Raw genomic sequence first — 16802 nt, forward strand, 5'->3', positions numbered from 1 at the left:
TGCCTTTAGCAGCGTCGGTCGATAACCCTAAATCAACCTTTCTGTACACTGCTCTAAAAGCACACACTCTCTCTATACATAATACTGCTTGCTACTACCATGTGCCTCACTGCCTCACATATCGACACAACTATACATTACCCTACAATGATCTATTATGGTACATAATGGTATACAAAATACACCTCTACAAGCCTTTCCCGAACTCTCTGCTACAATGAAAGAGAGTATGGGTTCTGTTTGGATACTCTGGTTTGTATTTTTTATTTTGTGGGGTTGGGATTCAATGTTGCTTTGTGGTAATGTGGTGCGGTATGGGTGGAGGGGTCATGCTCTTACCACGCTCAAATAATATTCGCTCTCATTTACAAAATATTCACCTTCCGGGTCTGCTCTCTGATCGTGAACAGGGAGGTTTCTTACTTCCAGGCTACTGGCATCTCTATGCGACTCTCTACGCGACACTCATTACATGCTGCACACAGGTGCTCATTATTCGTACGCTCGGACCCGATGACTTTGGCATCTTTGCGTTTGTGCAGTGGCTTGGCGCGTTGGTGATCCCTTTGATTGGTATAGGGGCCTCAGCACCCGCTAATCAGCATATCGCAGGCACGCAGAGTCATGAAGCCCCTCGCCTGGTAGCCGGAATCTTCTATTTTCTCTGGTGCCGCCAGTGCCGCCATATCGGCTTCTATATCCTGGCCTGCCTGATCCTTGTCACTCCTGTTGCCTGGTTCTTCCACATACCCAGTCGCTCTCTCCTTCTACTCGGCAGCCTCTCGAGTCTTCCCCTGCTCTTTAGCAATATTGCCGGGGTGACGCTACGTGGTCAGCAACGCTCAGATCTCCTACTCATGCTGCAAATTTTTGGAGCCTTTGTCAGCTTCCTCCTGGTGGTTGTCGCCCTGCACATCGATGGTGAACGGATTGGCATCTTTTTACTGGCACGCGCCATCGCGGATACTCTTACACTGGTCATGGCTATGATCTGCGTGCTACGCCTGCTACCAGTCAGCCAGGCTCATGCTCCCAGTCACCTCTTCCGCGAGCGACTGGTACGCAAGATCAGAAACTCACCGCTCTTCTTTCTCATTGATGCCATCGTCTGGCAACGTAGCGAGCTCCTTCTCCTGGCTCTCTGGTATCGCCCCGCCTACCTGGGCTTCTATGCGCTGGGCGCGCTGCTAAGTAGCTGGCTGATGAGCTTGATCCCGCTGCTTTTTTCGACCTTTCTCGCCCCACTCTGTACCCAACTGCTCCTGGTCTCACGCGCGCACTGGCTCTGTAGCTCTCCACAACAACAATTTATCCGTACGTCATGCGCGATGGCAGTCTTAGCCTTCCCGCTCTGCGGCCTTATCATGTTGCTCTGCCCCTTTCTTATTCAACTCTGCCTGGGGCCAGAGTTCCTGGAGGCAGTCGTACCGTTCCGTATCCTGCTGGTCTCCGCCGCCTTTGGGAGCGTGGCTTCGGTCAGTACAACCTACCTGGCAACCTACAAGCAGCATCCCCTACGCCTGCGCCTGGGATTATGTGCTGCCATCCTCAACATTCTGCTCGCGGTCCTGCTTACTCCCTATTGGGGTCTTTCAGGCGCGGCCATCGCCAGCGCCAGTGCACAAATTCTCTCGGCAGTGGGGTCGATACTGCTCTGCCATATTTCGCTGAAAAAGCAGGTGGCGCTAGTGCCTAAGGAGGTATGATGACACTTCACCAGTACCATTCGCCAAATACCGATGCCCATATCCAGTCGATTGCGGTCTATCACTCCCAGGGGAGGCCACAGCTACCGCGCTTGAGCATTATTCTCTGTACATATAACCGCCGCAACCTGGTTCTCTCGGCGCTCTCCAGCCTGCACCGCCAAACGTTGCCACCACACCTCTACGAGGTGATTGTGGTTGATAATGGCTCAAACGACGGGACGACGGAAGCCATACAAAACTATATGCAATCGCTCTACGATAAACGCACACCATCCGAAAAACGCTGGCAGGCACGCTGCATCTCTGAACCTCAGAATGGGCTAGCCTACGCGCGCAACACGGGACTGGCTCATGCACGTGGAGAGATTGCCGTCTTCATGGATGATGATAGCATCGCGGATGCCAACCTGCTAGAGGCACTGCTAATCGCTTATCATGAGACCAACGCGGACGCCATTGGTGGACGCGTCGATATTCGCTGGGAGGGCGATCGGCCTTATTGGCTCTCGGATGAGTTATTGGATGTCCTGGGTTATTTTTCGCCCTTTGGTTTCGAGCAGAAGCGCCTGCCAATGCCGCCTGGTCTCGCGTTTAGCAATTGCTGTTTCTCCGTAAAAATCAAATCACTGCGCAAGGTGGGTCTCTTCTCGCCCTATATTAGCAAACGCCTGCATAGTCCTACCAACTTAGATGTAGAAGAATTGTGCCAGCGCCTACGCCAGTATGACTGCCAGCTCTGGTATGAGCCACAGGCGCTGGTCTTTCATCGCGCGCCAATTGTACGTTTACAAAAAGCCTTCTTTCTAGGGCGAGCTTACTGGCAGGGGCGTGCTGAAATCCTGGCCCGCTATGCTTGTCAACCTCGCGCCGATGCGCCAGCACCCTCCACGACACGCCAGATTCTCCTGGCGGCGTTTCTGGAGTGTCTGAATATTCTCAATATGGCCTGTATCCAGCGCCCCCTGATCGTGCTTGCTCACAAGCCAACTTCGGAGTATATGATGGCGGCGATGGAGCGGGCACGGGCCGCGGGTCGACTGCGGCAGCTCATCCAGGCGCTCTACCATGCCCCTGCCGAAATCACGCTTCCCTCGGTTCTCTTTGTATATCCCAATAAAGAAGAACAGCCACGCGTTCTCGACTATTTAAAAGATGAGGTTCCCCTGGTCACGAAAAAGCGGGCCATTCCGCTCAACTGGCTCTGGCGCCATCGTGCCTATCAGCAACGCTCCATTGGCGTGGTCCATATCTACCAGCCAGGCGCTTTCAAGCTCTCCTGGCTTGCGCGACGACGCCTTCTGTTCTCGCTCTGGGTGGCGCGCCTCCTGGGTGTTACCATCGTTGCGACGGATGCGGGGGGCTGGTGGCACAATTTCCCAGGTCGGCGTGCCCGTAAATGTCTGGAGATTGAGTATACTCTTCTCTCGAGAAGTAACGCGATTCAGGCTTTCACGCGCCAGCCCCAGGACCTCTATGCCGAGAAAGAGCTGCGCCAGCGTACCTATGGCCTCTCCTATCCCGGCTCACGCGGGGCCAATCCTCCCCTTATTTTGCAAGAGCAGGCGCGTAAGCAGCTTGGCCTGACCGAACCCAATACCTTTATCTATCTCTGTCACACGCATTTGCACACTGAGAGCGAGGTCTTACAGCTCATACAGGGCTTTCAAGAGGTACAACAGGAGATGGCTAATCGCGAGCCGGAGCCTCTCCAACTGCACCTGCTCCTGGCAGGTCCTCCTGCAACCAAACGCTTCACGCGCAAGCTCAAACGCATTGCCTACGTGGATGAGCATGTTCATGTGTATCCCCAGGCGCGCGAGACTGATCTTCCGCTCTACATGGGCGCGTGCGATGTAGTGATCTTTCCTCACCGGGCGAATATCAGTGTTGGCAACCTGCACGCTGCGATCCAGGCTGCATCCTATGATCGACTGGTTATCGCGCCTACACTGCCACGCTACCAGGGGATGCTCCCTCTACACACTGGTATTTATTACCAGCCTGAAAGTCCTTCATCGCTGTCAGAGGCGCTCCAGGCTGCCACACGTCGTTACTATCATCCCACCACAGACGAACTTCAGTCCCTGGATTCTGTGATTAGCTGGCGGCGTTATGCGCAAGAGCTTATAGATCTTTATAAGAAGCTTATCTTCCATTGACATCTTATTTTAGACAACGTATGCTTGAGTTGGGGTAGTGGGGCAACTTCACTACCCCCGACATTCTTCCCTGGATGCAACCACCAGGGCTGCTCTAACGTTAGGAATTGTATGTTATTCTTGAAGAGATTCCGTATCGGCATATCTGAATTAATCTTGCTGGCCCTGGTTGTCGTGGCTATTGTCCTTCGTATTGCACTTATTTCTCTCAACTGGCCAACGACCAACAGCGATGAGAGCGTCATCGATCTAATGGCCCTGCATATCGCCTTTCGGGGCGAGCATCCCATCTTTTACTATGGGCAATCCTATCTCGGCTCTCTGGAAGCCCACCTGGCCTCTCCATTTGTTCTGTTGCTTGGCCCATCGGTCTTCACGGTACGCCTGCTTCTGATAACGCTTTTTGCGCTCTTTCTCATACTCCTGTATAACCTGACCAGTAAGCTCTATTCACGGAAACTGGCCCTCTTTAGCGTCCTGCTTCTAAGTTTTGGCTCGATTGATATGTTAATTCAAGAGCTTAAAGCCTTTGGACGCTATCCCGATATCCTGGTTTTAAGCACCTCGCTGCTGCTGCTGACCGCGCACCTGGCCCTGACCACCCCTACAGCCACGCTCACAATACGCCGCCGTCTCCTCTTCTTACTTGAGGGTATACTCTGTGGCCTGGCCGTCTGGACCGATCAAATTACCCTTCCGTTTGTGGGACTGTCCCTGTTGCTCCTGCTGGTCTTCTGCCGCAGGGAAGTCCGTGGCTGGAATCTTGTAGTCCTGCTGGCTGGCTTTCTACTGTGTATCTCGCCCATGGTGTATTACAATGTATCTATGCCTATCACGCACAATACCTTCAACGATATCATCAACGTGAATAAAGCCATGGCCGATGAGATGGCAGCCCATAATATCTCTCCCTGGCGGCGCCTGGTCGGCTCACTCCTCTTTGCCCTGCCCGCGATTACCGGCTTTAACCCCATATGCACGCCTGAGAATCTTCCTCTCTTTGGCCCGACAACGGTCGCCACTTTTACCTGTAGCATCACGCAGGGCCTCTGGTCTCTAGGCTACCTGGTGCTCTGGGGGAGCGCAACTGTGATGGCGGTGACCTCGCTCTGGCGCCACTGGCCACGCCAGGAACCACTGGCCAAGTCGCCAGCCTATCGAATGCTCGTGCTGGAGGCTCTGCGCCTGGCCTTGCTGCTCAGCGCGGGCGCGATTCTACTGCTCTATACGGTGAGCGCCTCCTCGGCGGTCAATCCTGGCCCGACGGCACGCTATCTCTTGAGCATGTGCGTCGCGCTCCCTGCCATACTCTGGCCACTCTGGCGGGGTATCCAAACGCTGGCGTTTCCAGAAAAGGGAGGCGCGCGTCTCCTCTTCTTCGCTCGCGTGGGCGCGCTCCTGCTTATCCTGGTCATGTTAGTTGTGGGGACCATTCGTACCTTCGCTGATACGCCCAACGCACAGGCCGCCTACGAGCGCCAACAAACCTTGGTGTCATACCTGCTGACACACCAGCAGACGCGTATCTATTCGGAGTACTGGACGTGCAATCGCCTGATCTTCGCATCAAATGAAAACATTCTGTGCAGCAATCTCGATTACAACCTGGAACCTGGGCAGAATCGTTATCCTGAGTATGCGACGATAGTAGGCCAGGCCCCTTCACCAACCTATGTCTTTCCGCTAACCTCCTTGCAAGCACATAATTTTGAGGCCACAAGGTACGCGTCAGATCCAACGCATTACCGGCGTGAAACGGTAGCTGGCTATGTCATCTATTCCAGGCGCTAGAAAGTGGGGGACATAGGAGAATATACCACCCATGCGCTCCACTTTCTAGCAAGCTCATAGACTTTCAGCTATAATGACAGGCAATAACATTCTCTGTCACAGGGTACCCTATCCACAAAGCAAGCCCTCATCCGTGAGGCCATCTTTACCGCATAATCCTGGGTCGTGCGCACGTGCCATCCACGTTCTTTTAAGCCAGCGGCGCAAAACCCTTGACATAAAAAAAGAAAAGGCGAGGTTCAACGTTGAAACAACCACGTTCCCATCTTGTACGCGAACTCGTAGAGATCATTGTCCTCACACTCTTGATCTTCTTTCTGATCCGCCTGGTCGTGCAAACCTACCAGGTCGATGGGCAAAGCATGGAGCCTTCACTCAATGCGAATGAGTATGTGCTCATTAACAAGGTGGCCTATATTTTTAAGGCCCCTGAGCGCGGTGATGTCATCGTCTTTCACTATCCGCGCGATCCTCGCGTCGACTATATCAAGCGCATCATTGGTCTGCCTGGAGACACGGTTCGCATAGATAGTACTCATGTCTGGGTAAATGATAAACTTCTCGATGAAAAGGCTTATATTAGTGCGCCAGTCAATCCTTTTGCTAAAATATGGAAGGTGCCACCCGGTCAATACTTTGTACTAGGCGACAATCGACCTGTGAGCGATGATTCACGCTACTGGGATTATGTTCCCAAGGCCAATATCATCGGCAAGGCCGTGCTCGTCTACTGGCCTGTTAACAGGTGGAAATTTATTAATACTCATTCCGATACCTTCGCGGGAGTTGGAAAGCAGTAATTCGTCCGTGCCTTCAAGCGCTTCACGACACGTGTAGTGGCGAATGCCATAGCGCAAACAGTTTGTTTGCCAAAGCGTTACCACTACCGTGCACTACCCCTACAGGTAACGCGAAGTGTGCCGAAGCGTTACATTGTATAAGAGGAATACAAAGGTTCTATGCGTAATCGATCTTCTTACGATCCCAATGAGGATGCTGGTGTCTATGCTCCTCCAGCCAACGCGACCAGTCGCGCCCTGACCATGGGTGTGATCTTTGGCCTGATTGGCGTTGTGCTCAACGTGATCATCAACTTTTTGAGCGTGCCCGCCTATGCGAACCAGGCTCGTGAAGCCTCCGCTGGCCCCTGGACTTATCTCGCCCTGGGCCTGGGTTGTCTCGCCCTTATCATCAATATCGTTCTTTGCTTTATCGCTGGCTTTATCACCGGCAAACGTATTATCGTGCGCCGCCCCGCCTTCTGGACTGGTGTCGTGGCCGTCGCTATCATCTATATCGCTAGCTTTCTCCTGCGCTATATCCCCGGTTATCCTGGCAATATTTCGGGGCAACAATATAGCGGCCAGGTGGCTGGCGGCATCGCGGTTGAGTTGGTGATCCTGGTCATAGGCTGTCTCTTTGGTGGTATCTTCTCACAGTGGGGCGCGATACGCGCGACCTTAAACCATCCCTACTATTATGGGGCGGAACAAGAGGAAGAGGAAGAGGAAGGGGAATAGCCTACTTTCCCCCTCACGTCTCCCCAAACATAGCCACTCGGTACTACTCCAGCCACCTGCTTAGCTATACTGTTAAGTAGAGCGTCCTATCTGTAGGGTCCATGCTGGCATGGACTCCTCCCGCGAACCAGGCGTTTCGCCCCATGAGAGAAGTCCATGCCAGCATGGACCCTACAAATATCAGAGAGGTAAAGATAAAAGCTGTGTTATGTGGAGAGGGAGTGGTGTGTTGAACCAGCGACAGTTTGTGCGAGAATGCGTCGAAATCGCCGTCTTTGTGGCAATCCTCTTTTTTGCCTTCCGTATCATCCTACAAAGCTACCAGGTGACCAGCACAAGTATGAGCCCAGCCATTGTCCAATCTTCGCTGGTGCTGGTCAATAAGCTGGCATATACCACGCATAATCCTGAACGCGGCGATGTGATTGTGTTCCGCTATCCTCGCGATACACGTATCGCCTATATGCAACGCGTCATTGGCCTGCCGGGCGATAGCATCCTTATCAATGGCGAACATATCTGGATCAACGGTCGCCAGCTCCATGAGCCATACACACGGCTTTCTTATGACAATCCCTTCGCCAAAACCTGGCAGGTTCCCTCAAACCAGTACTTTGTGCTCGGCGATAATCGCCGCACCAGTGACGACTCGCGCCTCTGGGACTTTGTTCCACGCGACTATATTATCGGCAAGGCCGCTTTTGTCTACTGGCCCCTGGACCAGTGGCAATCCGTCAATAACTTCTCCGATGCCTACCGCTAAAGAGCCCGTAGGGTCCATGCTGGCATGGACCAATACGCGTCAAGTTTAGGAGTATTGCTTACCTCCCACGCCCATGCAGGAGAAAAAAGATGTGCTTCTAAAGGGCGCACCTACCTTTTTTCTCCTGCCGGGCGTGGGGCGTTCTCTTCCCTGGGCAACAGATTTCGCTCAGCCAACAAGAGCAGCCGTCCATGCAGGAGGGGCCTGGTAGGTGCCCCCTTTAGAAGCACTACAGGCCCCTCCTGCATGGGCGGCGGACCTCCAGATGACCCAGCTACAATGCATGAGCTTTTCCCTTCACTTGATGCGTATTAGTCCATGCCAGCATGGGCCCTACGAATTCGGTGAGCGAACCACTAATGGGCAACTCTGTATAGTAATAGTGGTACGCTTTTTTGTCTATGGAAGCAAACAGTCAGACTGGAGGGTTACTATTCTATGCCGACGCCTGAACACATTCCCAGGCCTGCCTTCCGGAAAGCACGCTTCTCGCTCTCCTGCTTGCTCTGCTGGCTGCTCATGGCAATCTTTGCGCCCGCCCTCGTGGTCAGTATGATCTTACTGGTCGTGGATCAGCGGCGCAAGCGGACACGTCCCCAGGGGCATCTTACCCGCATCCCAACCTCCCCCGTCCACGTCGTCAATTCCGAGGTCAAGTTGTACACCTATGGAGAGGATCTCTACGCGGATATGCTGGCAAGCATCGAGAGCGCGCGTAAACATATCTTCATCGAGACCTTTATCTGGAAGGGTGATGCGGTGGGACGGCAATTCAGAGACGCGTTAGGTCATGCAGCGGCCCGAGGCGTCGAGGTCTATGTTATCTACGATTCTTTCGCCAATCTCGTTGTGTCACACACCTTCTTTGCCTCTTTTGCGCCACAGATTCACATGCTAGCCTATCCCTTTCTCACGCTCCCTTTCAATCCCTTAAGCCTGGCCAGCTACGCACGCGATCACCGCAAGGTCCTGGTCGTTGATAGTCACGTGGCCTTCCTGGGTGGCTATAACATTGGCAGTCTCTACGCAACACACTGGCGCGATACACATGCGCGCATCATCGGGCACGATGCCTGGGAGGTCGAGGCCACTTTTGTCGATTTCTGGAACACCCATCGCACGCGAGATCTACCACGGCTGGCAGCGAGTACGAAACGTGATTGGGACCCCTACATTCAATTCTTTCGTAACGAACCCTCCGTTCTGACCTTCCCCATCCGCGCCTCCTACTATGAGGTCATTGATCGGGCGCGCAAGCGAATCTACCTGACGCAGGCCTACTTCATTCCCAATCGCTTTTTCATCCGCCTGCTCTTCAAAGCTGCCGAGCGTGGCGTTGATGTACGCATCCTCCTGCCAGCCATCTCTAATCACGTTATCGCCGACTGGCTGGGGCGTGCCTTTTATACGGCCTGTCTCAAGGCTGGCATTCGCCTCTTCCTCTACCAGGACGCCATGGTGCACGCTAAAACCGCGACCATCGACGGCATCTGGTCAACGGTCGGCACTGCCAATATCGACCGCCTGAGCATGCTTGGAAACTATGAAATCAACCTCGCCATCTATAATCGCGAACTCGCGACCCAGATGGAGACTATCTTTCATAACGATACAACCCACGCCCGTGAACTATCTCTGGCAAAATGGGAGAGCCGTCCACGCCTCCACAAATATGCCGAGTATCTCCTGCGACCACTCCGCCCCTTCCTCTAAGCCCTGTCCTGGCTATTTTTTTCGAGTAAAATGATGTGGAGCGTGCTGGCAGCCTACGGCTGCCAGCACGCTCCACATCATTTTACTCAGATGAGCGCCGCAGGCGCGAAAAGTTATTCCTCGATGATATCGATGGACTTGATCTCATCGCCGGGCCGTGGATCGCGCTGTGGATCGCGCTCGCGAATAGCCATCAGCACATCCATGCCGTCGACCACTTGGCCGAAGACGCCATGACGACCATTGAGGTGAGGCGTAGGACCATGCGTGATAAAGAACTGAGAGCCGTTTGTGTTTGGCCCCGCGTTGGCCATCGAGAGAATACCGGCCTTGTCATGCTTAAGGCCGAGCGCACCCTGCTCGTCATTGAATTTATAGCCGGGACCACCCATGCCAGTACCCGTGGGATCACCACCCTGGGCCATAAAACCACCAATGACACGATGGAAAGTGGTGTTGTTATAGAAACCCTCACGCGCCAGGAAGACAAAGTTGTTGACCGTTATTGGTGCCTGTGCGGCGAATAGCTCGATGCGAATATCGCCCTTGCTGGTATGCATGACGGCAGTATATTTCTTCTTGGGATCAATTTGCAGTGCAGGCGCACTGTTATATTGCTTGGCCACGAAAAACATCCTCCTAAAACTAACAACAAAAAAACAGTGCACTGTGTACAGACACAATGCACTGTACCCCTTACATTGTACCTTTAGGAGGCAGGAACAACAAGTACGTGATTCATTACATCAGAGGTAATGTTCTTGTTGCTATCGCTTGGACCTTGCAGGGCCAGAGCGACGTCCATACCTTTGACAACCCAGCCGAAGGTGTTAAAGTTTTGTCCCTTCAGGCCAGTGGAGTTGTCGCCAGTGTTAAGGAAGAACTGACTACCAGAGACTTTATCGCTGCGCGCCATTGAGATCGTGCCTGCGGTATAATCGCCATTTTTCCCCGTCTCGTCAGGCAGAGTATAGCCAGGGCCACCCGTGCCATCACCCTTGGGATCACCACCCTGGGCGATCTGAAGGTTGCCAGCGTCTTTCAGGACGCGATGGAAGGTCAGACCATCATAGAACTTGTTCTGCGCCAGGTAGACAAAATTATTGACAGTCTCAGGCGCCCACTGGGGCATCAGTTCGAGGACGATCAATCCGCGATTGGTATTGATGCCAACGCAGTAGGTCGTCTTCTGGTTGATGGTCATAGCCGGGGCCTTATCGTAGCTGTGCTTAATTTTGTCCTTGTCTGCAGAACTCGGAGCCGCGGCGGTATCAGTAATCTTGCTCAGGATATCAGACTTGAGACAATTAGAACTGGTGAAGGCCTGCTTATGATCCGCTGGCATACTCGCGACTACCGTGGTTGCCTTCGCTTTCACTTCTGGAGCGAGCGTCGCAATGGCAGTCGCCTTCTTCGCGTTTGAAGCTTGTTTAGCTGGAGGCGCGAAAGGGCCAACGTGGTTGAAATACAGGAGGGCGACGCCGGCTGCGATAACCAGGATAGACATGGTAATCGCCCATGGATATCGTGCTATCCCACGAGCTGGCGCTTGCTGCTTTGGAGTCCGCCGCTGCTGGGACTGCTGGGCAACTTTTGGCTCAACCTTTGGCAGTTCAGTAGCGTGCGCTTTCGCTATGCGCGCCGCCCGTTTTGTGGCTGTACGTTTTGTCGTCTTTGGCATGGGTTCTTAGCGATGCTCCTTTTTTCTTATGCGGTGGTCCTCTATACCGCATAATTCTTTGTGTTATAATAAACCTCTTGCATGGTTGGGTCAAGCCCTCCTCCAGGCTACTATTTCCTTCGTTCTCGCTCTCTTCCCCACTTGACTCCCCTCATACATCTCACTTCCTCCTAGGACAGGTTTCCCCCTCACATACCAACTTTCCTACTTGTACTTATCCACAATCATGCCAATTTTTGTGGATAAGTATGTGGATAAGTTCGGGGATAACTGCTTTTAAGTGGGGATAACTCCCATTCTTTGGTGGATAAGTGAGAAATAACCTTTTTCCTACCCACAGAATCTGCCGTTTTGACGCGAAGTTATCCACATATCCACATAGCACAGCCGTTCCTGGCATTTGATTTCGAGCGCCAGATTCGTTACACTTTGAGCACACACTTTTCCATCTGAAATAAATATCATATTTTTCTTAGTTATTCGTAGATGCTGGAGTCGCTGACGTGGAAAAACTGCTACCGCAAAATGTAGAGGCCGAGTGCGGTGTACTTGGGAGTATCATTATCGATCCTGAAGCTATTGTTCAGGTGGCAGACTTTCTACGCGCCGAAGACTTCTACCGCGACGCGCACCGCGTCATCTTTGAAGTTATTGTTCAGCTTTACGAGCAACATGAGCCAGCCGACTTTATCACCATTTGTGACGAGCTAGAGCAGCAGGGAAAGCTCGAAGAGGTCGGCGGGGCCGACTATATTACCTCGCTTGTCAACCTCGTCCCCACCAGTGCCAACGTTGAGCACTATGGGCGTATCGTATCCCGTACCGCCATCCTCCGGCGCCTGATTCACGCCGCCGGGCAGATCGCCGCCGTGGCTTATGATGAGGGCGATGCCGACGTGGCTCTGGACAAAGCCGAGCAGCTTATCTTTGAGATCAGCCAGAGCACGTCCCGCTCAGATTTCTCCGCCATTAACGACGTTCTCACCAGCTATTTAGTGAAGCTGGAGCAACTACATGAGCGTCGTGGCACCATCGTAGGCGTGCCAACCGGCTTCACCGATCTCGACCGCCTGACGGGCGGTCTCCAACGCTCGGACCTGCTCATCCTGGCGGCGCGTCCCGCCGTTGGTAAAACCTCATTTGCCCTGAGCCTGGCGCGCAATGCCGCTGTCGACTACAAGCACAGCGTAGCCGTCTTCAGTCTGGAGATGAGTAAGGAGCAGCTGGTGCAGCGCTTCCTCTCTATGGAGGCTGGCATCGACCAGCAACGCCTGCGTACTGGCTGGATCGAGGACGAAGATTGGGGAAGTATCGAACAGGCCATGGGGCGCCTCTCGCAGGCACGCATCTACATCGACGATACGGCGGGCATCTCCACCATGGAGATGCGCAGTAAGGCACGCCGCCTCGCCAGTGAGCAGGGAGGATTGGACCTGATCATCGTCGACTACCTCCAGCTCATGCAATCCTCCGTCGGCGGCAAGCGCAACGAGAACCGCGTGCAGGAGGTCTCCGAGATCAGCCGTAACCTGAAGGGTCTGGCCCGTGAACTTGATGTGCCCGTGCTGGCCCTGGCGCAGCTCTCCCGTACCGTCGAGAGCCGCCAATCCAAGGTCCCCCAGCTCTCCGATCTGAGAGAATCTGGGAGTATCGAGCAAGATAGCGATATAGTGATGTTCATTTACAGAGATGAAGTATATAATCCTGATACTGAGCGTAAAAATATTGCAGATATAATCGTTGCCAAGCATAGAAATGGCCCTGTGGGTGAGGTGAGCCTCTTCTTCAAGGCGAGCCAGACGCGCTTTGCGGACCTGGAAGTCGATGTCTCGTCGAGCGTCGAAGAGTAAGGGTGGAGGTGGACAGCTATGAATGCGTTTGCCGGATTCCCTGCCGGGAAAAATAATCCCTTTGTGCCGATACCAGAGGTCTTTTTTACACAATTGCTGCCGGAGATTGAAGATAGCGCCGAGTTGAAGGTGACCCTGCATCTCTTCTGGGTTCTGGCGCGTATGCAAGGTAATCCGCGCTGTGTGAGCGATAGGCAGTTACTTGGTGATCAGCTCCTATTACAGGGTCTCAGGCGTCGTGGAGACCCACGCCCGCCAGAAGAGCGTCTACAACATGGCCTGGAGCAAGCGGTCGCGCGTGGCACGCTGCTATGCGTCCATTTACGCCTCCTGAGTGAGGGCGATGACGTCATTGCCTGGTACTTCTTCAATACTGCCCGCAGCCGCAAGGTGGTTGAGGCGATCGAGGGCGGTGAGATGATGCCGGGCAGCTTGTTGAAAGTGGACGAAGAGCATGAGCTTCCTGAACAGAAACGGCCTGTTGCTGCGAGGGAGTATGCTACATCTAGAGGGCATGCTCCGCCGTCCCCGGCAGACCCAGCCTATGCGCAGGTTCAGGTTGATCGACCAAATATCTTTACACTCTATGAACAAAACATTGGACTGCTTGGTCCGATGATCGCGCAACAGCTAGAAGATTATGCCGAGCGCCTCCCACCAGAGTGGATTGAGGATGCGTTTCGCGAAGCCGTAGAAAATAATAAACGCAGTTGGAGTTATATTCGCGCTATTCTTAAGCGCTGGGAAACGGAAGGCAGGCAATCATGGAGAGCCTGAATCGTATTTTTAGTCGCACACAATCCAGGCGCCAGCCAAATATAAATATAAATACGGATGAGCAACAGCATCGTCGCCCAGGCACGCCTATGGGCGCGGCTCAGCCACGTCCAGCCGCCTATCCGCGTCATCCACAGCCCGAGGCACGTATGCGCCCAGACAATCGGAGAGCGGAGTTGCCGCCAGCCAACCAGGCACAGGCGCCGCAGATGCCTTCAATACCCACCACACGCTTCCTCTCTGGCGGGCAGGGCGATCCGCAGACAGCGGCCTTTACCGACTATCCCTATACAGAAAGCGGTCAGACCTACGAAGGCGAGGCCTATGAGCTACCCGCACGCCCTCGTCCGCGTGGCTCAGGTGTCCAGCCACCACTCAATAGCACGACCGCGACGCACTACCCGGCACAACCACGACGCACCCAGGGGCAGGCACCCAGGGCGCCGATGCCGTCTCGCCCTGGCTATCCTCCCTACCATCACGATGACTACGCCCATGCCCTACCAGCAGACGTCGTTGAGGAGTGGAGCAATGAAGAAGGGTACGAGGATGGTCCAGGGATAATGTATGGTGATTGGGAAGGGGACAGCGACGAGAGCTACAATAATAATTATTATAATAATCCCAATCACAATCCAGTCGCCTATGATGCGCAGCATACAGATGTAGAGACGCTCCAAACGTCGCCGTTTCATGCGCCCTATCAGCCTAACTATGCGCCACGCCCCGGGCAACCGCCCGCGGCACGCTACAACACGCCCACGCCGCCACGTACGGGCCACACTACCCGTGATATGAGCATGCCAATGCCATCTCACCCTGGACAGCAGATACAACCACACCTGCCACCTACGCGCGCGCCACAGCCCCAACTGCCGGTTGCGGCTCAGCCCCCGGTCGCGCAGCCTCAGTATCATGCTCGTGTTACACAGCCACTCGATCCGCGCCACCTGGAAGAACTCCGCCGTGAGCGCCTGGAGACAGAGGCCTTTCGTGAGGCTATCACGCGCGACATCGCCAGGCGCCCACGTCTGCCGGAGCCAGTCGAAAGCCGGGCCTTACAGCCAGCACGAGCACGCTGCCCCCATTGCAAAGGCGCGGGCTATCTACGCGCCAATGTCAACTTTGGCCATCCCAACTTTGGCAAGCCCATTCCCTGTACCTGCAAGGTTGCTGAGGTCAAAGAGAAACGCCGCACCCAGTTACGCGAGATGTCGAACCTGGATGCCTACCAGGACTTCAATTTTGATACGTTTAATCCCCAACGCCCCGGCGTCTATGAGGCCTATCGGGCCGCCTGGGAGTTCGCGCACGACCCCCAGGGCTGGCTACTCCTGATCGGCCCCAACGGTTGCGGCAAGACACACCTGGGACTCTCCATTGCACACCAGCGGCTAGAGGCGGGCGATGTCGTGCTCTTCTCCGTGGTTCCCGACCTCCTCGATCACCTGCGGGCAGCCTTCGCCCCCAATGCCACCGAGGTATACGACCAGCTCTTCTCTAAGATGCGCGAAGCGGGGGTACTCATCCTCGACGACCTGGGGGCGCAGCAAAGCTCTCAATGGGCCAAAGAGAAGCTCTTCCAGCTCTTAAACTATCGCTACAACATGAGCATGCCAACGGTGATTACCGCTAATCCTAAGGGCCTACAGGATATCGATGAGCGCATCCGCTCGCGCCTGGGCGATATCAGCCTGGTGCGCCGCGTCAATATGAACCAATCACAAGATTATCGCCCCGTTCATCCCGGCCGCAACGAATAATAACCCTAAAGGAAGTATATGGATGTGATGCGGGCAGCCAACGGCTGCCCGCATCACATCCATATACTTCCTTTAACTTAACAACATGCTTTTGCATGTCAGAACTTCTTGTCCTTGCGTTTGACACATCCAGGTGCTATCATAACGGTAAATATCCCCACATCGTGGGCTTCTTGCGCACACATCGTTCCTGTAACAGGTTTATGCCCTTCCACCCTGGAAGGGAGAGCGTGATAGATAAAGTGAGGAGTTAACATGGGTAGTGTTTTCAATCCCCGTGATCCGAAATGGGTCAAGGAGTCCAATGAATTTCTGGAGCCACGCGGCATCATTCCCGCCGTCGTCGAGTCAACACCTCGCGGTGAGCGCAGTTGGGATCTCTACTCTCGCTTGCTGAAAGAGCGCATCATCTTCGTGGGTACCCCCATCGATGATCAGGTTGCCAACAGCGTAGTCGCCCAGTTGTTGTATCTCCAGAGCGAGGACGCTACCAAAGACATCCAGATGTACATCAACTCACCAGGTGGTGTCATCTACGCCGGTCTCGCGATCTACGACACCATGCAGTGGCTACGTCCTGACGTCTCCACCTTCTGCATGGGTATGGCAATGAGCATGGGCGCAGTCATTCTGGCCGCTGGCCAGAAGGGCAAACGCTATGCTCTTCCGAACTCCACCGTGCTGATCCACCAGCCTCTCGGTGGCGCGGAAGGCCAGGCCGCCGATATCGAGATTACCGCGCGCGAGATCCTGCGCTTGCGCCGCAATCTCTATGAGATTCTTGCCAAGCATACAGGCCAGACCATCGAGCGCATCATGCAGGACTCTGACCGTAACTACTACCTCAGCGCACAGCAGGCAGTTGAGTACGGCCTGGTCGATGATGTTCTCAATCCTAGCAACGAGGAGTAATTCTCGTCGCGCATCTGACTTCAGACGTAGTATCATACATGGAAGCGCCGCACACTTTACTGTGCGGCGCCTCTTTTTCTAACGCTATATGCAACTTACTTTTGGGTTGTGGGTGTGGTGCTCCCTGGTGGTGGTCTACCACCAGGGAGCACCACACCCACAAC

General features: G+C 54.1%; 13 protein-coding genes. 11 read left to right on the forward strand and 2 right to left on the reverse strand.

The window, feature by feature from the left end:
• The first annotated feature begins 329 nt into the window (after positions 1–329).
• The 7 genes from KTE_RS10680 (at position 330) to KTE_RS10710 (ending at position 9655) form a co-directional block, all read left to right on the forward strand.
• Complete coding sequence (locus tag KTE_RS10680) at positions 330–1706, forward strand: lipopolysaccharide biosynthesis protein (RefSeq protein ID WP_201380859.1); 1377 nt, start codon at positions 330–332, stop codon at positions 1704–1706.
• Positions 1703–3868 (forward strand): glycosyltransferase, encoded by a 2166-nt coding sequence (locus KTE_RS10685; RefSeq protein ID WP_201380863.1) that lies wholly within the window; start codon positions 1703–1705, stop codon positions 3866–3868. The genes KTE_RS10680 and KTE_RS10685 overlap by 4 nt, the downstream gene beginning before the upstream one ends.
• A 120-nt stretch (positions 3869–3988) precedes the next feature.
• Positions 3989–5659, forward strand: coding sequence for a hypothetical protein (locus KTE_RS10690; RefSeq protein ID WP_201380865.1), 1671 nt, complete (start codon positions 3989–3991; stop codon positions 5657–5659).
• A gap of 245 nt (positions 5660–5904) precedes the next feature.
• Positions 5905–6459, forward strand: a complete 555-nt coding sequence (gene lepB / locus KTE_RS10695) for a signal peptidase I (RefSeq protein ID WP_201380870.1) — start codon at positions 5905–5907, stop codon at positions 6457–6459.
• Positions 6460–6618: 159 nt separating this feature from the next.
• Positions 6619–7179 carry a hypothetical protein gene (locus KTE_RS10700; protein ID WP_201380872.1) on the forward strand — a complete coding sequence of 187 codons (561 nt, stop codon included), beginning with the start codon at positions 6619–6621 and terminating at the stop codon, positions 7177–7179.
• A 226-nt stretch (positions 7180–7405) separates the two neighbouring features.
• On the forward strand, positions 7406–7942 hold the full coding sequence (gene lepB / locus KTE_RS10705) for a signal peptidase I (RefSeq protein WP_236600358.1): 537 nt from the start codon (positions 7406–7408) through the stop codon (positions 7940–7942).
• Between the two features lie 438 nt (positions 7943–8380).
• Positions 8381–9655: a phosphatidylserine/phosphatidylglycerophosphate/cardiolipin synthase family protein gene (locus tag KTE_RS10710; RefSeq protein WP_201380876.1), complete on the forward strand. Its 1275-nt coding sequence runs from the start codon at positions 8381–8383 to the stop codon at positions 9653–9655.
• A gap of 113 nt (positions 9656–9768) precedes the next feature.
• On the opposite strand, the gene KTE_RS10715 is transcribed toward KTE_RS10710, so the two are convergent.
• Together KTE_RS10715 and KTE_RS10720 are read right to left on the reverse strand one after the other, a co-directional pair.
• Positions 9769–10281 carry a peptidylprolyl isomerase gene (locus KTE_RS10715; protein WP_201380878.1) on the reverse strand — a complete coding sequence of 171 codons (513 nt, stop codon included), beginning with the start codon at positions 10279–10281 and terminating at the stop codon, positions 9769–9771.
• Positions 10282–10364: 83 nt separating this feature from the next.
• Complete coding sequence (locus tag KTE_RS10720) at positions 10365–11336, reverse strand: peptidylprolyl isomerase (RefSeq protein ID WP_201380879.1); 972 nt, start codon at positions 11334–11336, stop codon at positions 10365–10367.
• A gap of 503 nt (positions 11337–11839) precedes the next feature.
• Here KTE_RS10720 and dnaB point away from each other — a divergent pair.
• From dnaB to clpP, 4 genes are all read left to right on the forward strand, one after another.
• On the forward strand, positions 11840–13186 hold the full coding sequence (gene dnaB, locus KTE_RS10725; RefSeq protein WP_201380880.1) for a replicative DNA helicase: 1347 nt from the start codon (positions 11840–11842) through the stop codon (positions 13184–13186).
• An 18-nt stretch (positions 13187–13204) separates the two neighbouring features.
• On the forward strand, positions 13205–13963 hold the full coding sequence (locus KTE_RS10730; protein WP_201380881.1) for a DnaD domain-containing protein: 759 nt from the start codon (positions 13205–13207) through the stop codon (positions 13961–13963).
• Positions 13951–15726 carry an ATP-binding protein gene (locus tag KTE_RS10735; protein WP_201380882.1) on the forward strand — a complete coding sequence of 592 codons (1776 nt, stop codon included), beginning with the start codon at positions 13951–13953 and terminating at the stop codon, positions 15724–15726. The genes KTE_RS10730 and KTE_RS10735 overlap by 13 nt, the downstream gene beginning before the upstream one ends.
• A gap of 255 nt (positions 15727–15981) precedes the next feature.
• Positions 15982–16638, forward strand: a complete 657-nt coding sequence (gene clpP, locus KTE_RS10740; RefSeq protein WP_305068353.1) for an ATP-dependent Clp endopeptidase proteolytic subunit ClpP — start codon at positions 15982–15984, stop codon at positions 16636–16638.
• The last annotated feature ends 164 nt before the right edge of the window (positions 16639–16802 follow it).

This window comes from Ktedonobacter sp. SOSP1-85, assembly GCF_016587415.1.
Taxonomy (GTDB): domain Bacteria; phylum Chloroflexota; class Ktedonobacteria; order Ktedonobacterales; family Ktedonobacteraceae; genus Ktedonobacter.